Consider the following 21,251-nt stretch of genomic DNA (forward strand, 5'->3'; position numbering starts at 1 on the left):
GACCGGCTCCCCATGGTGGTACACGGTCCCGCGCGCGGCTCCCCGCGCCGCTAGGGGGTCGACATCCAGCGGTCGCGCAGACCCGCCAGGACGGTGATCGAGACCACGAGCAGGACCAGGCTGAGCGCGATGGCCGCCTCCGGGTCGGACTCCATGGCCAGGTAGACCGCGAGCGGCATGGTCTGGGTCTGGCCGGGGAAGTTGCCGGCGAAGGTGATGGTGGCCCCGAACTCGCCCAGCGCCCGGGCCCAGGCGAGCACCGCGCCCGCCCCGATGCCGGGGGCGATCAGCGGCAGGGTGACCCGGCGGAACGCGGTCAGCCGGGAGGCGCCCAGGGTGGCGGCGGCCTCCTCGTAGCGTGGGTCGGCGGCGCGCAGCGCGCCCTCGACACTGATCACCAGGAAGGGCATCGCGACGAAGGCCTCGGCCAGCACCACGCCCGAGGTGTGGAACGGCAGGGTGATCCCGAAGGCGGAGTCCAGCCAGCGCCCGATGATGCCGTTGCGCCCGAGCACCAGCAGCAGCGCGACGCCGCCGACCACCGGCGGCAGCACCAGCGGCAGGGTGACCAGCGCCCGGATGAACCGGCGCCCCGGGAAGTCGGTCCGGGCCAGCAGCCACGCCAGTGGCACCCCGACCAGCAGGGACAGGGCGGTCGCGGCGGTGGCACAGATCAGGGAGAGGCGCAGTGCCTCCCAGACCTCGGTGCTGGAGAGCTGCCCGGGCAGTGAGCTCCACGGCGCGCGGATGAGCAGCCCGGCCAGCGGCAGGACGAGGAAGGCGAGCCCGAGCAGGGCGGGCAGCAGCAGGGCGTACGGGATGCGCGAGGAGCGCCGCCGCGCCCGGGTCCGTGAGGAGACGGCCGTATCGGGCGCGGCGGCAGCGGGCGGGGCGGGACTCACGGGGCCTGGAAGCCCGCTGCGGTGAGCACCTGCTTGGCCTCGGCGGACTGGATGTAGGCCGCGAAGGCCGCTGCGCCGTCGGCGTTGGGCGCCTTGGCGAGGGCGGCGATCGGGTAGTCGTTCACGGCCTTGGCGGCCTCGGGGAAGTCCACACCGTCGATCTTGCCGGAGTCGGCCTGCACATCGGTCCGGTAGACCAGCGACGCGTCCACCTCGCCCAGCTCGACCTTGGTGAGCGCGGCCTTGACGTCCTGTTCGAGGGTGACGGGGGTGAGGTTGACGTCGCCCGCCTTGAGCGCGGTCACGGCCGCCGAGCCGCACGGCACCTCCTTGGCGCACAGGGCGACCTTCACGCCGGAGCCGGCCAGGTCCTTGAGCGCGGCGATGTGCTTGGGATTGCCCTTGGGGACCGCGATCTCCAGGGTGTTGCGGACGAAGACCTTCGGGTCCCCGGCGGCGTCCTTGGCGTCGGTGACGGTCTTCATGGTCGCCGGACTGGCCGCCGCGAAGACGTCGGCCGGGGCGCCGGCGACGATGGACTGGGCGAGCGAGGAGCTGCCGCCGAAGTTGAACTTGACCTTGACGCCCGGGTAGGCGGCCTCGAACTTCTTGCCGAGGTCGGTGAAGGTGCCCTGGAGGGAGGCCGCGGCGAAGACCGTGACGGTCCCGGAGAGCTTGGGGGAGGCGGCGGAGGAGGAGGACGCGGAGGCCGAGCTGCTCCCGCCGGACGCGCTGCTGGAACCGCTGCTGCTGCAGGCGCTGAGCCCGGTGGCGAGTGCGAGAGCGGCGACGGCGGAGATCGCGGTACGGCGCATGGTGCTGGTCATTCGGTGGTCCCCTCTGCCGCGCCACGGCCGACGCGGGAGCTCATACGGTGAGGCGATCATAGTGCCGCAGTTGCGGCCTGAAAATCCTCTGTCTCATTGCACAGGCCATGCTCGACCGCAGGTAATGCCCGCATGTGCGAAGAGTCAAACCCGCCGGTCGGAAAACCCGTCGCGCCGGACCGTGCTGCCCCGACAGAGTGGTACCCGTGCGATTCGCGGACAAGTACGGCGAATCGTTTTCAGCATTTCCGAGCATTTCCGAGCATGTCCGAACGGGGAGGACGAGACTGCCATGTCGACGCTGAGGGTCACCGCCGAGCGCCTGACCATCCTGGAGCACCCGAACGCCGATTCCCTGGAACTGGCGCAGGTCGGCCTCTACCGGGCGGTCGTGGCCAAGGGGGTGTACCGGACCGGGGACTTCGCGTGCTACATCCCGGAGCAGTCCGTGCTGCCACTCGCACTGATCGAGGAGCTCGGGCTGACCGGCCGACTCGCGGGCGGGAACGCCGACCGGGTCAAGGCGGTACGGCTGCGCGGCGAGCTCTCGCAGGGCATCGTCTGCCGTCCCGGCGCGCTGGCCGGTGTCGACCTGGAGCGAGCGGCCGGGCACGGTGAGGACTTCGCGGAACTGCTCGGCATCGTCAAGTGGTCGCCGCCGGTGCCGACCACGATGAGCGGCGAGGTCGAGGCGGCGCCCGACCTGCTGCCCTGGGTGGACATCGAGAACCTCAAGCGCTTTCCCGAGGCCTTCGAGCCGGGCGAGCCGGTGGTGGTCACCGAGAAGCTGCACGGCAGCTGCTGCCTGCTGACCTTCCACGCCGACACCGGCGCCGTGCAGGTGTCCTCGAAGGGGATCGGGGCGCAGGGGCTCGCGCTGAAGGAGGACGAGCGGAACCTGTACTGGCGGGCGGTCCGGGCGTACGGCATCCCGGCGCTGGCGGCCGCGCTGGCCGAGCGGCTGGGGGCGAGCCGGGTCGGGATCTTCGGCGAGGTGTTCGGGGAGGGGGTCCAGGACCTCGGCTACGGGGCTTCCGGTCGGGCCGAACAGCCGCCCGGGTACGCGGCGTTCGACGTCTCGGCGGTCATCGACGGTCAGCTCCGCTGGCTGGACGCGGCCCAACTGCTGGCGGGCGAACTGCCGTTGGTGCCCGAGCTGTGGCGCGGACCGTTCGACCCGGCGACCGTGCTGGAGCTGGCCGAGGGCCGGGAGACGGTCTCCGGGTGCCAACTGCACACCCGGGAGGGCGTGGTGGTCCGCCCGGCGGTCGAACGCTACAGCCCGCTGCTGGGCGGCCGGGCGATCGTCAAGGCGGTCGGTGGCGGCTACCTGACGCGCAAGGGCGGCACCGAGTACGAGTGAGTGCGGCGGGTTGCGGCCGTGGGCGGGGTGCGGTGGGAGCGGCACCCCGCCCACGGCCGCGGTCGCCTGGTCGGGGCGCGACGGAGGGGCGATCCCCGGCCGACCTGTGTTCGGCCTCCCGGGCGGGGCCGGTGACGTGTGTGCCGGGGGCTCGGCGATCCGTTCCGAGGCGAGACCTTGCGGGGCCGGGCGGCTGCGCGGCTGACGGTGGGCACGCGGGGCCGGTGCGCGGCTGACGGTGGGCGCGGGGCCGGTGGGCATGGGTGGCGCACCATTCGAGCACAGTCGTGAGTCCCGGTGGGCAGCTTTTCACATCTTCGGGTGACCAATTGCGGGCGCTGGATAGCGTCCAGCGCATCCGAGATCGAAAGCGCTTATGCGAAGAGCATATGACCGACCGTCAGGCGATCGACGGTTCCGTGCTCCGGAGGCCCCGATGGGAACCCTGCACCACTTCAGCTTCGGCTGGCTCACACCGACCCTCGCGTACCTGATGGCGTGCGTGGGTGCGGCACTCGGCCTGCGCTGCATGCTCCGGGCGCTGGCCGCCACCGGTGCCTCCCGGCGCAACTGGCTGCTCACCGCCGCCGCCGCGCTCGGTTCGGGCATCTGGACCATGCACTTCATCGCGATGTTCGGGTTCAGCGTCGGCGGCACCGAGCTGCGCTACAACGTCCCGATCACCATCCTCAGCCTGCTGGTCGCCGTCCTGGTGACCGGCGCCGGGCTCTTCGCGGTCGCCCACGGCACGCACCGGAGCCGGGCGCTGGCGTTCGGCGGACTCGTCACCGGCCTCGGCGTGGCGGCCATGCACTACCTCGGCATGGCCGCCGTCCGCATCCACGGCGCCATCGGCTACGACCTCGCCACCGTGGGCCTGTCCGTCCTCATCGGGGTCGGGGCCGCCACTGCGGCGCTCTGGGCCGCCGTCACCATCCGCAACGTGTACGCGGCCGGAGCCGCCTCGCTGGTCATGGGCCTCGCGGTGAGCTGCATGCACTACACCGGCATGGCCGCCGTCCAGGTCCACATGCACCCCGTCCGCACCGGCCTCGACGGCGCCACCCCGATGCAGTTCGTCTTCCCGCTCGCGGTCGGGCTCGGCTCCTTCCTCTTCCTCACCTCGGCCTTCGTCGCGCTCTCCCCGACCGCCCAGGAACGGGCCGCCTACCGCGAGGCCGGCGAACTCGCCGTGGAGGACCTCCGCACCTTCGAACTCGACCGCGCCGCCTGACCCGCCGCCCCCTTCGGCGCCCCACCGCCTCCGAGCACCGAGTACCAGCACCGAAAGGCCCCCACCCATGCGAGTACGCCGCGGCAGCTCCCGCAGCGCACCGGCAGCCCCCACCCCGGGCAGCACCGCGCCCGGCCCCGTCCGTCCCGGCGGCGCCGGGCAGCGCCGGGGCGCCCACGCCGGGCCGCCCGCCCGCGAGGCCTTACCCGTACCGCCGCCCGCGCCGGACCCGGGCGGGGCGGACGCCGAAACCGCGCCCGGGCTGCGGCTGCGCCCACGCACCGTACGCGCCAGGATCGTCGCCCTGCTGATGGTCCCGGTCATCTCGGTGATGGCCCTCTGGGCCTTCGCCACCGTCACCACCGCGCAGAACGTCTGGGACCTGCTCCGGCTGCAACAGGTCCACCGGGGCCTGCTCGACCCGGTCGACGCCACCGTCACCGCACTGCAGGCCGAGCGCTCCGCCGCCGGACAGCTGCTGGCCGCCCCCGGGGGCACCGCCCGGGAGAGCGCGCTGCGCGACGCGGCCGGGGCCACCGACCGGGCCGTCGCCCCGCTCGACCTCGGCGACCACTACAACCCCGCCGACGCCCAGGGGCTCGGGGCCGAAACGGCCACCCGGGTGGACGCGTTCGGCGCCGCCGTCGCCGCGCTCGGCCCGCTGCGCAGCCGGGTGTTCGCCCACTCGGCCGGCTGGGACGAGACCTACTCCGCCTACACCGCCGCCATCGACCGGGCCTTCGACGTCACCGGCGCGACCACCGGGCTCCAGGACCACCAGGTCGCCTCCGACGCCCGGGTCCTGCTGGAGTTCGCCCGCTCCCGCGAACTGCTCGCCCGCGAGGACGCGCTGCTGCGGAACGGCCAGATCGTCGGCGCCCTGACGGACCCGCAGCTGCGCGAGTTCGACGACGCCGTATACGCCCGCCGGCTGTTCGCCCAGAGCGCCGGTGGCGACCTGCGTCCGGCCGACCGCAGCGCACTCACCGCCGTCACCGACGGCACCGCCCCCGTCTCCGGTGGCGACTACCGCGACCTCATCCGCAACGAGGACGCCGTCCGCGCCGCCGCCGACGGCCGGGCCGCCGCCTCCGCGGTGAGTCCCGACCAGTGGGCCCTGGCCACCGACAACGTCAGCCGTGCGCTGCTCGCCGTCGAGACCGGCGCGGGCGGCGCGGCCGCCGAGCGCGCCAACCCGTACGCACTGGGCCTGTTCACCCCCTCCGGCGCCGCCGTGCTGCTCGGACTGGTCGCCGTGATCGCCTCACTGCTGATCTCGGTGCAGATCGGCAGCGGCCTGGTGGCCGAACTGATCGGCCTGCGCAACTCCGCCCTCGAACTCGCCGCCCGCACGCTCCCCGCCACCATGCGGAGGCTGCGCGCCGGCGAGGAGCTCGACATCGAGACCGAGGCACCGCTGCGCCCGCACGGCGAGGACGAGATCGGCCAGGTGCACGGCGCCCTCGGCAGTGTCCAGCGGGCGGCGGTCACGGCAGCGGTCGAACGGGCGGAGGTGCTGAGCGGCGTCTCCGGCGTCTTCGTCAACCTCGCCCGGCGCAGCCAGGTGCTGGTGCACCGGCAGCTGACGCTGCTGGACGCGATGGAGCGCCGCACCGAGGACCCGGCCGAACTGGAGGACCTGTTCCGCCTCGACCACCTGACCACCCGGATGCGGCGGCACGCGGAGGGCCTGATCATCCTCTCCGGCGCAGCCCCCGGCCGGGCCTGGCGCAGGCCCGTACCGCTGATGGACGTGGTCCGCGCGGCCGTCGCGGAGGTCGAGGAGTACGCCAGGGTCGAGGTGCACCGGTTCCCGCCCGCGGCGCTCGCCGGACCGGCCGTCGCCGACCTCACCCACCTGGTCGCCGAACTGGTCGAGAACGCCACCGGGTTCTCGCCCCCGCACACCAAGGTGCACATCCGGGGCGAGCAGGTCGGCAACGGCTACGCGCTGGAGGTCGAGGACCGCGGCCTCGGCATGGGCCCCGAGGCGCTCGCCGACGCCAACCGTCGGATCGAGGCCGCCGAACAGGTGGACCTCTTCGACAGCGACCGCCTCGGGCTCTTCGTGGTCAGCCGGCTGGCGAAGCGGCAGGGGGTCAAGGTCGCGCTGCGGCCCTCGGCGTACGGGGGGACCACGGCGGTGGTGCTGCTGCCGAAGGCGCTGCTGGAGGACCCGGCCGAGCAGGAGGACCGGCCGGACGGTCCGCTCGAACCGGGTGAACTCCCCCTGGAACAAGCGCAGTTGAATCGGCAAGTGCAGGAGCAGGTGCAGGGGCGAGCACAGGTCGGGGCGCAGCTGCCGGTGGCGGAAAGCGGCCCTCGGGCGCCGGGGCTCGCGGCTGCACCGCCGCCGTCGCCACCGTCTGGTGCGCCGTCGAGCGTGAGGCCGAGTGCGCCGTCGAGCGTGACGCCGGGTGCGTCACCGTCGGCGGCGTCCGTGGCGGTGCCGAGCGCCCCGGCCGGTCCGGTGCAGCCGTTCGGTGTGACCGGGAACCACCCGGGAGTGCTGCGACCGACCCCGTTCGGCACCGACGCCGTCCGGCCGTCCCGGTTCCCAGCGCCCTCCGGCCCCAACCCGCCGGTCCGGCCGACCGTCGTCCGCCCGCTCACCGTCCACCAGGCCCAGGCGGCCCAGCCCCCGGCGGTGGCCGAACCCCCGGCGGCGGACCAGCCTTTGACGGCGGCCCAGCCTTTGACGACGGCCGACCGCGCGCGGCCGGCCGACTGGAACCAGCCCACCGGCCGCCCGGCGCCCGCCGCCCAGGTGCAGCCCGCCCGGACCCCGCCTGCCCAGGTCCCGCCCGCCCAGCTCTCGCCCGCCCAGCCCGGCGGGGAGGACGAGCTCCCGCGCCGAGTCCGCCAGGCCAGCCTGGCCCCGCAGCTGCGTGAGGCCCCGCCCCGGCCGCAGCCGGCCGCCCGCATCGGCGGCCGGATCCAGCCGGGCCGCAACCCGGAGGAGGCGCGCGCCGCGATGGCCGCCTTCCAGCAGGGCTGGGCACGCGGCCGGAGCCCGCTCCACCCCGGCGCCGCCACCCCCACGAGTCTCACCACCACCACAAGTCCTACTGGCTCCACAGGGCCTACAAGTCCCACAGGTCCCACAGGTCCCAGCAATGCGGAAGGACGGCCTCGATGATCGGCACCACCCACCACGCCGGAGAGCTGAACTGGCTGCTGGACGAACTGGTCTCCCGGGTCGCGCAGGTCAGATTCGCCGTGATCCTCTCCGCCGACGGTCTGGCCATGGGCACCTCCACCGGACTGGGCCGTGAGGACGGTGAGCACCTGGCCGCCGTCGCCTCCGGTTTCCACAGCCTGGCCAAGGGTGCCGGGCGGCACTTCGGCGCGGGTGAAGTACGCCAGACCATGGTCGAGTTGGAGTACGGATTCCTCTTCGTCGCGGCGGCCGGCGAGGGCAGCTGCCTGGCCGTCTTCTCCACCGCCGAGGCCGACCTCGGCCTGGTCGCGTACGAGATGGCCCGGCTGGTCCGCCGGGTCGGCGAGCACCTCTACACCCCGCCGCGCAGCGCGGTCGGGGGGTGAGCGCGATGGCCTACCCACCGCGCCGGTACCTGCCCGAGTCGTCGTTCGGCTACCCGACACCGCCCCAGCACCCCACCCAGTGGTACGACGACGCGGCCGGTCCGATGGTCCGCCCGTACGCGATGACCAAGGGCCGCACCCGGCCGACCGGACGGGAGTTCGACCTGATCGCCCTGGTGGTCAGCGACGTCCCGGACACCATGGAGCTGCCGGTCGGACCCGAGGCGGGCCTGATCCTGGACCTCTGTCAGAACAACGCGCTGTCCGTCGCCGAGATCGCCGCCGAGATCGACCTGCCGCTCGGTGTGGTGCGGGTCCTGCTGGGCGATCTGCTGGCCGCCGAGTACATCCGGGTCAGCCGTCCCGTACCGCCCGCCCTGCTCCCCGACGAGCACATCCTCCAGGAGGTCATCAATGGACTCCGCGCTCTCTGACACCGCGCTGCGGGAGACGCCCGTGCTCGCTCTCAAGATCCTGGTGGCCGGCGGGTTCGGGGTGGGCAAGACCACGCTGGTCGGCTCGGTCAGCGAGATCCGTCCGCTGCGCACCGAGGAGCAGCTGACCGCCGCGGGCCGGGGGGTCGACGACCTCGGCGGGGTGGAGCAGAAGCGCACCACCACCGTGGCGATGGACTTCGGCCGGATCACCATCAGGGACGGCCTGTCCGTCTATCTCTTCGGCACCCCGGGGCAGGACCGCTTCTGGTTCCTCTGGGACGAGCTGGCGCAGGGCGCGCTCGGTGCCGTGGTGCTGGCCGACACCCGCCGGCTGACCGACTGCTTCCCGGCGGTGGACTTCTTCGAGCACCGGGGCATCCCGTTCGTGGTCGCGGTCAACCGGTTCGCGGGCACCCGCGACTTCCGGCCCGAGGAGGTGTCCCGCGCGCTCGACCTGGACGGGGACACCCCGGTGGTGATGTGCGATGCCAGGCGCCGGAGTTCGGGCAAGAGCGTGCTGATCGACCTGGTCGAGCACGCCGGACGGGTGCACGCGGCCCGGCTGCTCGCGGAGGTGGGGTGACGACGATGAGCTGACGTGCCTTCATATGGACGGTTGTTCAGAGTTGGCCACACGACGTGGTGTTCGACTTCCGTCCTTCTGCTGTTCGCGTGGAGTCCGCCGGGCCTTGTGCGGCCCGGGCTTGGGTGATCTCCGGCTGTGGACTTCCGCCCGGCCGGGAGACCAGGAGGACAGAAACCATGACGAGGCGATCCGGGTCGTCGGCGAGACGGCTCCCGGGCGAGGGGCGGTCCGGCGAGGGGCGTCCGGCCGGTTCCGCCCGCCGCCGGACCGGGGCACTGGCCGCCGCGCTGGCCGTGCTCCCGGGGCTGCTGGCCACCTCGGCCTGCGGCGGTTCGGCGGCGGCCGGGGCCGGTGACGGCGGTGACTACACGGTGATGACCTGGGCGCCGTCCGGCAGCGGTTCGGCCGACCGGCACGGGGTGACCGCCGTCGCCGCCGCGATCGGGAAGTCCGTCGACGCCGCCGGCGGCCTCGGCGGCCGGCAGCTGCGGGTGCTCACCTGCGACGAGCAGAACACCCCGGACGGCGCCACGGCCTGCGCCCGGAAGGCGGGGGACGCCCACGCGGTGGCCGTGATCGGCTCCTACAGCCAGTACGCCGACACCTTCATGCCCACGCTGGAGGCCGCCGGGATCCCGTACCTGGGCGGATTCGGGCTCTCCGGCGCCGAGTTCAGCAGCCCGTACTCGTACCCCGTGGCCGGCGGCACGCCCACCCTGGTCGCCGGGAGCGGGCGCCAGCTGGCGGCGGCCGGCTGCCGCAACGTCGCGCTGATCCGCCCGGACACCAGGGCCGGGGACACCCTGACCCGCTACCTGGGCGGGGCGGTCCAGCCCTCGGGGGTCAAGCTGACCGACGTCAAGGTCGGGGAGAAGGCCACCGACCTGAGCGGTTCCGCGACGCGGGCGATCGGCGACGACAAGGCGGGCTCCTGCGTGATCGACGCGCTCGGCCCCGACCAGACGCTCGGCCTGATCGACGCCTACCGCCGGCTGGGCCCCAAGCACACCCTGCTGGCCTCACTGCTCGGGGGTGTGCAGCAGTCCGTGATCGACGCCACCGGCGGCGCCGCCGGTCCGCTCAACGAGAGCCTCGCGACCGGCTGGTACCCGCCGGAGAACTCCAGGGTCTGGGACGACCTGCGGGCCACCGTGCGGGCCGGGGGCGACCAGCACATCGACACCTCCGACCTGGGCGTGCAGAACACCTGGGTGGCGTACCAGGTGTTCCTCCAGGCCGCCCAGCGCATCGGCGAGGCCGGCCGACCGCTCACCGCCAGGACCCTGCGCGCCCAGCTGGACAGCGGTGACTCCCTCGACACCGGGGGCGCCACCCCGGCGCTCAACTGGGGGATGACCGACATGCTGCCGAGTGCCGAGTCGCCCCGCCTGGTCAACACCTGGGTCACCTTCCAGCAGGTCAAGGACGGCCGCCTGACGGAGCAGCAGCGTGGCTTCTCCGACGTCCGCTGGGTCCTGACCGGCGGCAAGCCGCCGCAGTAGGAGGACCGGCCGAGGGGGCCGGCGACCGCAACCCGGACGACTGCGGCTCGGACGACTGCGCGCCGCCCGGACACGGCAGGCGTCGGGTGCCGGGCCGGGGCCCCGATCCTCGTGTCCGGTGGGTCGGCCGGTCGGTCGGTGGGGTCGCGCCGATCACGGCCCGCCACGGCCTGCGGGACCACGGCCCCGGGGTCCGCGCGACGCACCGGACTGACGATGTGTCAGGTCATGCCGGGCTGCCGGACGTACGCTGAAAAACGTGATCACGTTCGAGGAGCGCAGACTGCGCACCCTGGCCGACCAGGGCCGTTGGCCGGAGCTGCTCGGCCTGTACCGGCGCACTCGGGCCGAGGTGGCGGCCCGGTGCGGTGAGGCGGGTGCGGCGGTCGAGGCCGCGCCGCTGGGGCACCTCGTCGCGTACGGTGCGCCGCCGGAGCTCGCGGCGCGGCTCTTCGACCAGGACGGCGGGCCCGGTACCGCCGCCGGGACGGGGGACCACGATGCCGGACCGCTGTGGGAGGTGCTGGCCACGCGTCACTCCTGGCGCCGGCTGGCCCCGCTGCTCGGGCCGCCTGCGGTGCGGCGGTTGGTCGCGCACACCAGGGTGTTGCTCGGCGAGGACCTCTCCCACGGGGCGGAGCCCGACCCGGACGGGGTGCCGCTGATGTTGGAGTCGTGGGAGGTGCCCGGCTGGGACGAGCGGTGTCGGGTCCGCGAGTACCTGCCCACGGGCGGCGCGCGCCGGGCGCTGGTGGCCCTGCCCGCCACCTGTGAGGGGCTCGGGCCGGTCGCCCTGCCGTCGCCGGGCCGGCAGGCGGTCGGACTGGCGGCCACCCGGCTGCTCGGCGGGCTCGCGTCCTGGCTGGACGTGGCGTGCGTGCGCGGATCGGCGGTCGACGCGGCGGCGCAGCTGGCGCCGGGTGGCCGGCCGCCCGGCCGTGCCGTGGACCTGCCCGGGTGGGAGCGGCTCGGCCCCGGGCTGTGGGACACCGGGCGCCGGGTGTCCGGCCGGCTCGCGCCGGACCGGGCTGCCCTGGATCGGGTCGCCAGGGATCAAGTCGCCCTGGACCGGGCCGCCAGGGACCGGACCGCCATGGACCGGGTCGCGGCTGGACGGTCCGCGCGCGAGGGGGCGGCCGACCGTCCCGGCGCCGACGGAGGCCGGGGGCCCCGGCGGGCGGTGACCGGGGGGCACATCCCGTTCGTCGTCGCGTACCCGGCGCTGGTCCAGGCCGCCAGCGGCGGTCCGGCCCTGGGTGCGGCGGACGGGCGGCTCGCGCTCTGGCGGGTGCTGGCCGCGATGACCGGCGAGTCCCGGCTCTCGGTGCCCGAGGTCAACGGGCTGATCGCGCGCCTGCGCTGCTTCACCTGGTGCGAGCCGACGGACGAGGTCTGGTACGTCCACCTGGCCGTCGAGGACCCCGCGACCGGCCTCGCCTGGGCGGTCAGCGGCGCCGAACTCGACCTTCCCGCACCGGAACTGCCCTCGCAGGGCTGACCGCCGGGCCGGGTCCGACGGGGACCGGCCGGTCCTGGCCCGGCCCCGATTCCGACCCGATCCAGGTCACGGGTCAAGGCCTCCGGGCCGGGCCTGAAACCCGGCCGCCTGCGGCCGCCCCTGGGCCGCCTCCGGCCAGGGCGGCTCAGGCGTGGTCGGGGCCCGGAGCCGGTGGGGGCGTGCGGCGGAAGCGGCCCCGGCCCGGGACCGTGCCGGGGTCGGCGGTCCCGGGCCGGGGTGCACGGGGGTGCGGGTCAGGCGACGGGCTGTTCGGCTCCCCGGGCGCCGGCGGGGGCGTCCGGCTGGGCGGGGACGGTCTCGCCGTGGGTGCCGCTGTCGACCAGGGTGGTCTCGTCGAAGGGCAGCCGGCCGGCCAGGACCTCGCCGAGACGGTCGTGGTCGAGTTCCTTGGTCCAGTGCCCGATCAGGACCGTGGCCACCGCGTTGCCCGCGAAGTTGGTCAGGGCGCGGGCCTCGGACATGAAGCGGTCGATGCCCACGATCAGGCCGACGCCGTCGACCAGTTCCGGCCGGTGGGACTGGAGGCCGCCCGCCAGGGTGGCCAGGCCCGCGCCGGTGACCCCGGCGGCGCCCTTGCTGGCGATCACCATGAAGACCAGCAGGGAGAGCTGCTGGGCGATCGACATCGGCTTGTCCATCGCCTCGGAGATGAAGATCGAGGCCATGGTCAGGTAGATCGCGGTGCCGTCGAGGTTGAAGGAGTAGCCGGTCGGCACGGTGATGCCGACCACCGGGCGGCTGACGCCCAGGTGCTCCATCTTGGCGATCAGCCTGGGCAGCGCGCTCTCCGAGGAGGAGGTCGAGAGGATGAGCAGGAACTCCCGGCCGAGGTAGCGCAGCAGGGCGAGGATGTTCACCCCGGCGAGCAGGCGCAGCATCAGCCCGAGCACCACCACCACGAAGAGCACGCAGGTCAGGTAGAACCCGATCATGATGACCGCGAGGCTCTTGAGCGCGGCCGTCCCGGTCGCCCCGACCACTGCCGCCATCGCGCCGAAGGCCCCGATCGGCGCCACCCACATGATCATCGACATGATCCGGAAGACCAGGCGCTGGAGGTGCTCGATCCCGCGCAGCACGGGTGCGCCGGCCGGCCCCATCGCCTGGAGCGCGAAGCCCGCGAGCAGGGCGACCAGCAGGGTCTGCAGCACCTGGCCCTGGGTGAGGGCGGAGAAGGCGGTGGTGGGAATGATGCCGAGCAGGAAGTCCGCCGTGCCCTGCGAGCCGCCGGCGACCTGGGCGTGACCGGTCTTGGCGAGCGCCTGGGTGAGGTGCAGACCGGAACCGGGGTCCAGCAGGTTGCCGACCAGCAGGCCGATGGCGAGGGCGACGGTCGACATCACCAGGAAGTAGCCGAGGGCGAGTCCGCCGACCCGGCCGACCTTGGCGGCCTTGGAGACCGAACCGATGCCCAGCACGATGGTGCAGAAGATCACCGGGCTGATCATCATCTTGATCAGATTGACGAAGCCCGTCCCGATCGGCTTCAGCTCCACCGCCACGCCCGGCGCGGCCAGTCCGACCACGACGCCCGCGACCACCGCGACGATCACGGCCAGATAGAGCCGGTGGGTGCGGTCGGCGGGTCTCTTCGGTCCTGCTCCTGTGGTCGCCATCGATGGCTCCTCTGCCCTGTCGTCCCTGGCGGCCCGGGTGGTGGGCCGTACCGACTATGGGTGCCGGGCGTGACGGCCGTCACGTTTGCGTTCATAGAGTTCACGCGCGTCCGGTCCGCCGTGCGGGCGGTGCACACTGGCGGCATGCATCCGCCCTCTGGCACGCACCCGCGTCCGTACCCCTCGCCGCGCCGCCGCCTGCGCAGTCTGGCCGGGCAGCTGTTCGCGGTGCAGATCGTGATCGTGGCGGCGGTCGTCGCGGGCGGCGCGGTCCTCGCGTACCTGCTCACCGCCGGGCGGGCCGAGGACTCCGCGCGCCACCAGGTCACCGCCGCCGCGTGGGCGGTCGCCGACTCGCCGACCGTGCGCGAGGCCGCCGCCGGTCCCGACCCCTCGCGCCTGCTCCAGCCGTACGCGGCGCAGGTCCAGAGCGACACCGGCGTGGACTTCGTGACGGTCATGGACACCCACGGCATCCGCTGGGCCCACCGCGACCCCGCGCAGATCGGCAGGCCCTTCCTCGGCCACATCGACCAGGCCCTGGCCGGCGGTACCGTCACCGAGACCTACACCGGCACCCTCGGGCCCTCGGTCCGTGTCGTGGCCCCCGTACTCGACGGACAGCACCGGGTGGTCGCCCTGGTCAGCGCGGGCATCAAGGTCGAGTCGATCAGCGAACGGCTGCGCGGGCCGCTGCTCGCCCTGGTCGGCGTCGCACTCGCCGCGCTCGCCGTCGGCGGTGTCGGCACCTATCTGGCCAACGCCCGGCTGCGCCGCCACACGCACGGCATGGGTGCCGCCGAACTGAGCCACCTCTACGAGTACCACCAGGCGACCCTGCACTCGGTGCGCGAGGGGCTGGTCCTGCTGGACGGCGCCCAGCGGGTGGTGCTCTGCAACGACGCGGCCCACGAACTGCTCGGACTGTCGGGGGAGTTGGAGGGGCTGGCGGTGTCCGACCTGGGACTGCCCGAGTCCCTCACCCTGGCGCTGCTCGGCCCCGCGCCGGTCCGGGACGAGGTCCACCTCACGGCGGAGCGGGTGGTCGTCCTCAACACCTCGGCCGTCGGCCCCGGTCTCGGCACCGTGGTGACGCTCCGGGACCACACCGAACTCCAGTCCCTGAGTGGCGAGTTGGACTCCGTCCGGGGCTTCGCCGACGCGCTCAGCGCGCAGGCGCACGAGGCGTCCAACCGGCTGCACGCGGTCGTCTCGCTGATCGAACTCGGCCGCCACCGCGAGGCGGTGGAGTTCGCCACCGCCGAACTCGCCCTCGCCCAGCAGCTCACCGACCGGGTGGTGGCCGCAGTCGGCGAACCGGTGCTGGCGGCACTGCTGTTGGGCAAGGCCGCACAGGCGGCGGAACGCGGTGTCGAGCTCACCCTGACCGACGACAGCCGGATCGACGACGGGGTCCTGCCGGCCACGCTCAGCCCGCGCGACCTGGTCACCGTCCTCGGCAACCTGATCGACAACGCGGTGGACGCGGCGATCGAAGGCGCCGCCGAGGCCGTCGGCCCGCCCGAGGTCACCGTCACCGCGCGGGTGGACGGCGGTGAACTCCTCCTCCGCATCTCCGACACCGGCCCCGGTATCGACCCGCAGGCCGCCACCGAGGTGTTCCGCCGGGGCTGGAGCACCAAGAGCGGCGGGCGGGGCCTCGGCCTGGCACTGGTCGCCCAGACCGCCCGGCGCAACGGCGGCACCGTCGAAGTCGGGCGCGAGCGCGGCGCGGTGCTCACCGTCCGGCTGCCGCTGCGCCGGCCGGACACCGGGGCACCGTCACCGGGTCGCGACGGCAGCGGGTCGGAGAGCGGGTCGGAGAGCGAGTTGGAGAGAGTCCGATGATCGACGTGCTGGTGGTCGAGGACGACCCGGTGGCCGCCGCCGCCCACGCCCTGTACGTGCAGCGCACGCCCGGCTTCCGGGTGGCCGCCACCGTCCACACCTGTGCGGACGCGCTGCGCCGGCTGGACCGTGCCCGTGCCGCCGGCACCCCGGTCGACCTGGTCCTGCTGGACCTCTACCTGCCCGACGGGCACGGCCTCCAGCTCTGCCGCACGCTGCGCGCCGCCGGGCACGGCAGCGACATCATCGCCGTCACCTCGGCGCGCGACCTGGCGATGGTCCGGCAGGCGGTCTCGGCCGGAGTCGTCCAGTACCTGCTGAAGCCCTTCAGCAGCGCCGCGCTGCACGACCGGCTGGAGCGCTACGCCCGCTACCGCGACACCCTCGCGCGTACCGGCGAGGCCACCGGCCAGGACGAGGTGGACCAGGCCTTCGCCGCGCTCCGGGCCACCCCCGAGCGCAGCGCCCTGCCCAAGGGACTGAGCGCGCCGACCCTGGAGGCGGTCGCGGCGGTGCTCCGCAACGCCGAGGCGGGCCTGTCCTCCGCAGCGGCGGGGGCCGCCGCCGGAGTCTCCCGGATCACCGCCCGCCGCTACCTGGAACACCTGGTCGACATCGGCCTGGTCGTCCGCGAACCCCAGTACGGACAGGTCGGCCGCCCCGAACTCTGCTACCGGATCAACCCGCAGCGCTCCGCACCCTGACCGGTCGCGGGCGGTCCGGTGCGGACGGACCGGGCCCGGCAGCCGGTGTCGGAGCGTCGTGGACAACGGCCGGTGGCGCGCCGCGTACGAGACGATCGCCGTCGGCCTGGCCGAGTGCCGGCGGGATGCGGTCCTCGCCTGCGCGGACGGCCGCCCCGGCCGACCTCGGCGGGTGCGGGAGCCGCATGGTTCTGGTCGCGGTGATCGCGGCCCCGGTGCGGATGGTGCGACGGCGCCAGGCTGCCGCCGGGCCCGGGGCCGCAGCGGGCCTTCTCCCGGGCTGGGGCCGGCCCGAACGTTCCCTCAGGACACGCGGGTCGCGAGCGCGAGGTAGCGGTCGTCGGTGTCGGTGTAGTGGGTGCGGCGCCCAGCAGGGGGCGGAGGTTGGGTTCGGCCCGGAGGTCGTCGGGGGTGAGCGCCCGGCCGTGGCGGGCGGCGAGGGCGGCGCGGCCGATCGGGTGGAAGAGCGCGAGCACGCCGCCGGGGCGGGTGACGCGGGCGAGTTCGCGCAGATCGGCCGGCGGGTCGGGCAGGTGCGAGATCAGACCGGCGCCGAAGACGGCGTCCAACGTGCCGTCGCGCAGCGGGAGATGGCAGACGTCGCCGTTGACCAGTTCGGCCACGGCGCGGTGGGCGAGGGCCTCGCGGAGCATCTCGGGGGTCAGGTCCAGCCCGAGGACGGTGCCCTCCGCGCCCACGGCGGCCCGCAGATGGGGCAGCGCCCGGCCGGTGCCGCAGCCCGCGTCGAGCACGAAGTCGCCTGACCCGAGCCCGAGCGTGGCGACGGCTTCGGCGTAGCGCGGACCGTCGTCGGGGAAGCGGCTGTCCCAGTCGGCGGCGCGGACGGCGAAGAACTCGCGGGCCTGCTCGCGCTCGGCGCGTTCGTCCCGCTCGGCCCGCCCGGCGCGTTCGTCCCGCTCCGCCTCGCCGGTCCGCGAGCGGTTCGGCTGCTCGGCTCGGTACGTCATCTGCGGCTCCTCGTGCTCCGGGCTCCGGGGTCTCCCGGCGGCAGCGTACGTGACCTCGGGCGGTGTCCGGTCGTTGGGGGAGGTGAGGGTGCGTCACCCGGTCGGGTGGAGTCCGGGGTGATGGGCGGACCGGGCAGGCCGGGAGAGTAAAGTTAGGCTAACCTAACTTCACTCGGGAGTCCCCTTGACGCTGACCGCCCACACCGCCGGGTCGACCGCCCACACCCCTGGGCCCGGGGCCGGCGACGGGATCCTGCGCCGCCAGCGCATCCGCGAGTCGGCCGCCCGCACGTACGCGCGCTCGTTCCCCATCGTGCCGGTGCGCGCCAACGGCATGACGGTGGAGGGCGCGGACGGGCGGCGCTACCTCGACTGCCTCTCCGGCGCGGGCACGCTGGCGCTCGGTCACAACCATCCGGTGGTGCTGGAGGCGATCCGCCGCACCCTGGACAGCGGCGCCCCGCTGCACCTGCTCGACCTCGCCACCGCGGAGAAGGACGACTTCACCACCACCCTGTTCGGTAGCCTGCCGCGGGAGTTCGCCGAGCAGGGCCGGGTGCACTTCTGCGGCCCCGCCGGGACGGACGCGGTCGAGGCCGCGCTCAAGCTGATGCAGACCGCCACCGGGCGGCGAGGTGCGCTCGCCTTCACCGGGGCGTACCACGGCATGACGGCCGGCGCACTGGCGGTCACCGGCAGCGTCGGCGTCAAGTCCCCGCTGCCCAGCGGGGGAGAGGTCACCAGGCTGCCGTACCCGTACGCCTACCGCTGCCCGTTCGGGCTCGGCCGGCAGGGTGCGCGGCTCGGTGCGACCTACGTCGAGCGGCTGCTCGACGACCCGGCGGGGGGTGTGCTGCCGCCCGCCGCGATGATCCTGGAGGCGGTGCAGGGCGAGGGCGGCGTGGTGCCCGCCCCCGACGGCTGGCTGCGCGAGATGCGGCGGATCACCGCCGAGCGCGGCATCCCGCTGATCGTGGACGAGGTGCAGACCGGGGTGGGCCGGACCGGCGCGATGTGGGCGGTCGAGCACAGCGGCATCGTCCCGGACGCCATCGTGCTCTCCAAGGCGATCGGCGGCAGCCTGCCGCTCGCGGTCGTCGTCTACCGCGAGGAGTACGACGGCTGGCGCCCCGGCGCGCACACCGGCACCTTCCGGGGCAACACGCTCGCGATGGCCGCCGGCGCCGCCACCCTGCGCTTCGTGGCCGCCAACGGACTGGCCGAACGGGCCGCACTGGTGGGCGCCCGGATCGCGGACCGGCTGCAGGGGCTCAAGGGGCGCCTGCCCGTGATCGGGGACGTCCGGGGGCGCGGGCTGATGCTCGGCGTCGAGCTGGTCGACCCGAGCGGCGAACCGGACGCCTGCGGCGCGCACCGGGCCGATCCGCAGCTGGCCGTCCGCGTCCGTGCCGCCTGCCTCCAGCGGGGCCTGATCGTGGAACTCGGCGGACGCCACGACGCGGTGCTGCGCCTGCTGCCGCCGCTGACCATCACCGACGAGCAGGCCGAGGCGGTCCTCGACCGGCTCGCCGACGCGATCGAGTCCGCCTCGGCCGAGTCCGCCGCAGTCGAGGACCCTGCGGACCGGGCGTGAGCGGCGGGGAGTGCGTGAGCGGCGGGGAGTCGGGCGGAAGCGGACGGGACGGCGGCACGGAGTCCTCCGGCGGCCGGGTTCCGCTGTCCGGTGGGGTGCACGGCCCGGCGGCCCTGCGCGAGTTGGTCGAACTGGCGCTGACCGCCATGGAAGCGGGGGCCGAGCGCCGGGGCGGCCCGATCCCGGCCGGTGAACCGGAGGCGCTCGCCCGGCAGTTCGAAGGCGTCTTCGGATACGTGTGGGACGGCACCGAGTCGGGCGAGAAGGCCGACGAGGACGCGCTGCTGCGCCTGACCGAACTGCTCGCGTACGGCAGCGCCGACCCCGCCGACCCGTCCTGCGCCGCGCACCTGCACGGCCCGCCGCTGGCCGTCGCGGTCGCCGCCGACCTCGCCGTCTCCGCCCTCAACCCCTCGCTGGACTCCTGGGACCAGGCGCCCGCCGCCACCGCCCTGGAGACGGCCCTGATCGGCGAGCTCGCCGAACTGGTCGGCTACCGGCCGGAGTCGGCCGCCGGTGTCCTCACCTCCGGGGGGACCGAGTCCAATCTGATGGGCCTGATGCTGGCGCGCGACCGGGTCCTCGGCAGCGGTCGCAGTGTGGAACTGGACGGTCTGCCCGCGAGCGCACGTCCCAGGATCTTCGCCTCCGAGGCGGCGCACTTCTCCGTCCAGCGCTCGGCCGCCCTGCTCGGCCTCGGCGAGCGCGCGGTGGTCACCGTCCCGGTCGACCGCGAACTTCGGATGGACCCCGACCGCCTCGCCGGAGCCCTGGCCGCGGCGGTGGCGGACGGGGCGACGCCGATCGCCGTGGTCGCCACCGCCGGGACCACCGACACCGGCGGGATCGACCCGCTGCACGAGATCGCCGACCTGGCCGCCGAGTACGGCGCCTGGCTGCACGCGGACGCGGCGTACGGCGGCGGCGCACTGCTCTCCGACCGCCTCGCCCCGCTGCTCGACGGCATCGCCCGCGCCGACTCGGTCGCGCTCGACTGGCATAAACTGGGCTGGCAGCCCGCTGCCGCCGGAGTCTTCCTGGTCCGCCGGGCACAGACCTACGCCTCGCTCGCCCGGCGCGCCGTCTACCTCAACCCCGCCGACGACGAGCAGGCCGGCTACCCGAGCCTGCTGGGGCGCTCGCTGCGCACCACCCGCCGGGCCGACGCCTTCAAGGTCGCCGTCACGCTGCGGACCTTCGGCCGTCGCGGCCTGGGTCGACTTGTCGACACCTGTCACGAACTGGCCTGCTCCGCCGCGGCGGCGGTCCGCGCCGAACCGGCCCTGGACCTGCACTGCGAGCCGATCCTGAGCACCGTGGTGTTCCGCTACCTGCCGACGTGCCCCGTTCCGCCGGGTCCGCCCGCCCGCGCGGCGGGCGACCGGTTCGCCGACCGGTTCGCCGACCGCTTCAACGCCGAGCTGCGCCGGGTGCTGCTCCGCGAGGGCCGGGCCGTGGTGGGCCGGACCGAGCTGCCGGGCGCGGGTCCGGGGCGGGTGCGGCTGAAGCTGACCCTGCTCAACCCGAACACCTCGGTGGCCGAAGTCGCCGCGCTGCTCGACACGGTGGTCCGGACCGGGAAGGAGCTGGAGAGAGCGATCTGACGTCTAGCGGCTGCCGGAGCGGCTGCCGGTGATCTGGTGATCCGCCGGTCCGCCGGTCCGCCGGTCCCCGGTGACCGGCAGGGCGGCCGGCCGCCCGGGTCAGCGGCCGAGCAGGATCTCGCGGGTGTGCTCCCAGACCGTGGGGTCGGCCGCGACCAGCAGGCCGTCCTCGCCGCCGGGCGGGTCGGGGCGGTAGGGGGAGCCGCCCAGCCGGGCGGAGACGCCGCCGGACTCGGTGATCAGCAGTGAGCCGGGGGCGTGGTCCCAGGGCAGGGTGCGCCAGTAGAGGATGAACTCCTGCTCGCCCTCGGCTATCAGCGGGTACTCCATCCCGGCCGAGCGCAGGCCCCCGGAGACCTGGCCGAAGACGCGGGCGCGGGTCTGCATCCGGTGGTGCTCGGCCGGGTCGAGGTAGCGGCTCTTGAGCGTGCCGCGCCACTTCTCTGGGGCGTCGTCGGCGGGGCGACGGACCAGCCGGTGCCCGTCCCGCCAGGCGCCCGCGCCGAGTTCGGCGCTGTAGCCGGTCCGGGACATCGGCTGCCAGATCCAGGCGGCGACGGTCCGGCCGGCGCGGACCAGCGAGGCCATCACGGCGAAGTCGGGACGCCCCGCGACGAAGTTGGAGGTGCCGTCCACCGGGTCGACCAGCCAGGCCGCCGGCTCGTCGACCAGGGCCCGGGCCAGCGACGGGTCGGCGGCCACCGCCTCCTCGCCGACCACCGGGACGGGGAGCAGCTCGCGCAGCCGCCGGGAGATGATCACCTCGGCCTCCCGGTCGGCTACGGTCACCAGGTCTCCGGGGGCCTTCTCCATGACCTCGCCGTCGGCCAGTGCCCGGAAACGGGGCTCGACGACCTCGGCCGACACCTCGGCGAGGATCTCCGCCACCTTCTCCATCAGCACCTGCGCACTCCCTTCCGCTGCTACCACTCTCGCACGTCCGTGCGATCGGGGTGCGCGCCGGGCCCCGCACCGGCCTGCTGCCGCCGCGGAACCGCCGC

The 21,251-nt window shown here is 74.5% G+C and carries 16 protein-coding genes and 1 pseudogene; 12 read left to right on the forward strand and 5 right to left on the reverse strand.

Translation table 11 applies throughout. The annotated features are described in order from the left end of the window. Positions 1 to 50 precede the first annotated feature (50 nt). Together ACFC1R_RS24375 and modA are read right to left on the reverse strand one after the other, a co-directional pair. A complete protein-coding gene (locus ACFC1R_RS24375; RefSeq protein ID WP_375941916.1) occupies positions 51 to 902 on the reverse strand; it encodes an ABC transporter permease in 852 nt (283 codons plus the stop codon). Next, on the reverse strand, positions 899 to 1,729 hold the full coding sequence (gene modA, locus ACFC1R_RS24380; RefSeq protein WP_375941918.1) for a molybdate ABC transporter substrate-binding protein: 831 nt from the start codon (positions 1,727 to 1,729) through the stop codon (positions 899 to 901). The genes ACFC1R_RS24375 and modA overlap by 4 nt, the downstream gene beginning before the upstream one ends. A gap of 292 nt (positions 1,730 to 2,021) precedes the next feature. Between modA and ACFC1R_RS24385 the strand changes: the two genes are divergently transcribed. The 8 genes from ACFC1R_RS24385 to ACFC1R_RS24420 all read left to right on the forward strand — a co-directional run bounded on the left by ACFC1R_RS24385 (position 2,022) and on the right by ACFC1R_RS24420 (position 11,895). Then, on the forward strand, positions 2,022 to 3,092 hold the full coding sequence (locus ACFC1R_RS24385; protein ID WP_375941920.1) for an RNA ligase (ATP): 1,071 nt from the start codon (positions 2,022 to 2,024) through the stop codon (positions 3,090 to 3,092). A gap of 436 nt (positions 3,093 to 3,528) precedes the next feature. Next, a complete protein-coding gene (locus tag ACFC1R_RS24390; protein WP_375941922.1) occupies positions 3,529 to 4,326 on the forward strand; it encodes an MHYT domain-containing protein in 798 nt (265 codons plus the stop codon). A 67-nt stretch (positions 4,327 to 4,393) separates the two neighbouring features. After that, positions 4,394 to 7,465: a nitrate- and nitrite sensing domain-containing protein gene (locus ACFC1R_RS24395; protein WP_375941924.1), complete on the forward strand. Its 3,072-nt coding sequence runs from the start codon at positions 4,394 to 4,396 to the stop codon at positions 7,463 to 7,465. Continuing rightward, positions 7,462 to 7,872 (forward strand): roadblock/LC7 domain-containing protein, encoded by a 411-nt coding sequence (locus ACFC1R_RS24400; RefSeq protein ID WP_375941926.1) that lies wholly within the window; start codon positions 7,462 to 7,464, stop codon positions 7,870 to 7,872. Before ACFC1R_RS24395 ends, ACFC1R_RS24400 begins: the two co-directional genes overlap by 4 nt. Positions 7,873 to 7,877: 5 nt before the next feature. Further along, complete coding sequence (locus tag ACFC1R_RS24405) at positions 7,878 to 8,306, forward strand: DUF742 domain-containing protein (protein ID WP_375941928.1); 429 nt, start codon at positions 7,878 to 7,880, stop codon at positions 8,304 to 8,306. Next, positions 8,287 to 8,892, forward strand: coding sequence for an ATP/GTP-binding protein (locus ACFC1R_RS24410; RefSeq protein ID WP_375941930.1), 606 nt, complete (start codon positions 8,287 to 8,289; stop codon positions 8,890 to 8,892). The genes ACFC1R_RS24405 and ACFC1R_RS24410 overlap by 20 nt, the downstream gene beginning before the upstream one ends. A 179-nt stretch (positions 8,893 to 9,071) precedes the next feature. Then, positions 9,072 to 10,397, forward strand: coding sequence for an ABC transporter substrate-binding protein (locus ACFC1R_RS24415; RefSeq protein ID WP_375941932.1), 1,326 nt, complete (start codon positions 9,072 to 9,074; stop codon positions 10,395 to 10,397). A 259-nt stretch (positions 10,398 to 10,656) separates the two neighbouring features. Next, on the forward strand, positions 10,657 to 11,895 hold the full coding sequence (locus ACFC1R_RS24420) for a hypothetical protein (RefSeq protein WP_375941934.1): 1,239 nt from the start codon (positions 10,657 to 10,659) through the stop codon (positions 11,893 to 11,895). A gap of 254 nt (positions 11,896 to 12,149) precedes the next feature. On the opposite strand, the gene ACFC1R_RS24425 is transcribed toward ACFC1R_RS24420, so the two are convergent. After that, entirely contained in the window at positions 12,150 to 13,532 is a 1,383-nt protein-coding gene (locus tag ACFC1R_RS24425; protein ID WP_375941936.1) for a cation:dicarboxylate symporter family transporter, read from the reverse strand. Between the two features lie 144 nt (positions 13,533 to 13,676). On the opposite strand from ACFC1R_RS24425, the gene ACFC1R_RS24430 reads away from it, so the two are divergent. Both ACFC1R_RS24430 and ACFC1R_RS24435 read left to right on the forward strand, forming a co-directional pair. Beyond that, a complete protein-coding gene (locus ACFC1R_RS24430) occupies positions 13,677 to 15,380 on the forward strand; it encodes an ATP-binding protein (RefSeq protein ID WP_375941938.1) in 1,704 nt (567 codons plus the stop codon). Beyond that, positions 15,377 to 16,084 (forward strand): response regulator, encoded by a 708-nt coding sequence (locus ACFC1R_RS24435; RefSeq protein WP_375941940.1) that lies wholly within the window; start codon positions 15,377 to 15,379, stop codon positions 16,082 to 16,084. Before ACFC1R_RS24430 ends, ACFC1R_RS24435 begins: the two co-directional genes overlap by 4 nt. Before the next feature lie 303 nt (positions 16,085 to 16,387). Here ACFC1R_RS24435 and ACFC1R_RS24440 read toward each other — a convergent pair. Beyond that, positions 16,388 to 17,052: pseudogene (locus ACFC1R_RS24440) on the reverse strand (class I SAM-dependent methyltransferase). 190 nt (positions 17,053 to 17,242) lie between these two features. On the opposite strand from ACFC1R_RS24440, the gene ACFC1R_RS24445 reads away from it, so the two are divergent. Both ACFC1R_RS24445 and ACFC1R_RS24450 read left to right on the forward strand, forming a co-directional pair. Continuing rightward, positions 17,243 to 18,646: a diaminobutyrate--2-oxoglutarate transaminase family protein gene (locus ACFC1R_RS24445; protein WP_375941993.1), complete on the forward strand. Its 1,404-nt coding sequence runs from the start codon at positions 17,243 to 17,245 to the stop codon at positions 18,644 to 18,646. A 14-nt stretch (positions 18,647 to 18,660) separates the two neighbouring features. Further along, entirely contained in the window at positions 18,661 to 20,250 is a 1,590-nt protein-coding gene (locus ACFC1R_RS24450; RefSeq protein WP_375941942.1) for a pyridoxal phosphate-dependent decarboxylase family protein, read from the forward strand. Between the two features lie 99 nt (positions 20,251 to 20,349). Here the strand turns inward: ACFC1R_RS24450 and ACFC1R_RS24455 are convergent, their stop codons facing one another. Beyond that, a complete protein-coding gene (locus ACFC1R_RS24455; protein WP_375941995.1) occupies positions 20,350 to 21,147 on the reverse strand; it encodes an inositol monophosphatase family protein in 798 nt (265 codons plus the stop codon). Between the last annotated feature and the right edge of the window lie 104 nt (positions 21,148 to 21,251).

Origin of the sequence: Kitasatospora sp. NPDC056138 (genome assembly GCF_042264695.1) — a bacterium.
Classification (GTDB): Bacteria; Actinomycetota; Actinomycetes; order Streptomycetales; family Streptomycetaceae; genus Kitasatospora.

Excerpts from the sequence above, each read along its gene's own strand:
- ACFC1R_RS24430 (WP_375941938.1), top strand. The coding sequence starts at position 13,677 with ATGCATCCGCCCTCTGGCACGCACCCGCGTCCGTACCCCTCGCCGCGC.
- modA (WP_375941918.1), bottom strand. The coding sequence starts at position 1,729 with ATGACCAGCACCATGCGCCGTACCGCGATCTCCGCCGTCGCCGCTCTC.
- ACFC1R_RS24385 (WP_375941920.1), top strand. The coding sequence starts at position 2,022 with ATGTCGACGCTGAGGGTCACCGCCGAGCGCCTGACCATCCTGGAGCAC.
- ACFC1R_RS24405 (WP_375941928.1), top strand. The coding sequence starts at position 7,878 with ATGGCCTACCCACCGCGCCGGTACCTGCCCGAGTCGTCGTTCGGCTAC.
- ACFC1R_RS24410 (WP_375941930.1), top strand. The coding sequence starts at position 8,287 with ATGGACTCCGCGCTCTCTGACACCGCGCTGCGGGAGACGCCCGTGCTC.
- ACFC1R_RS24455 (WP_375941995.1), bottom strand. The coding sequence starts at position 21,147 with ATGGAGAAGGTGGCGGAGATCCTCGCCGAGGTGTCGGCCGAGGTCGTC.
- ACFC1R_RS24425 (WP_375941936.1), bottom strand. The coding sequence starts at position 13,532 with ATGGCGACCACAGGAGCAGGACCGAAGAGACCCGCCGACCGCACCCAC.
- ACFC1R_RS24395 (WP_375941924.1), top strand. The coding sequence starts at position 4,394 with ATGCGAGTACGCCGCGGCAGCTCCCGCAGCGCACCGGCAGCCCCCACC.
- ACFC1R_RS24400 (WP_375941926.1), top strand. The coding sequence starts at position 7,462 with ATGATCGGCACCACCCACCACGCCGGAGAGCTGAACTGGCTGCTGGAC.
- ACFC1R_RS24390 (WP_375941922.1), top strand. The coding sequence starts at position 3,529 with ATGGGAACCCTGCACCACTTCAGCTTCGGCTGGCTCACACCGACCCTC.
- ACFC1R_RS24435 (WP_375941940.1), top strand. The coding sequence starts at position 15,377 with ATGATCGACGTGCTGGTGGTCGAGGACGACCCGGTGGCCGCCGCCGCC.
- ACFC1R_RS24415 (WP_375941932.1), top strand. The coding sequence starts at position 9,072 with ATGACGAGGCGATCCGGGTCGTCGGCGAGACGGCTCCCGGGCGAGGGG.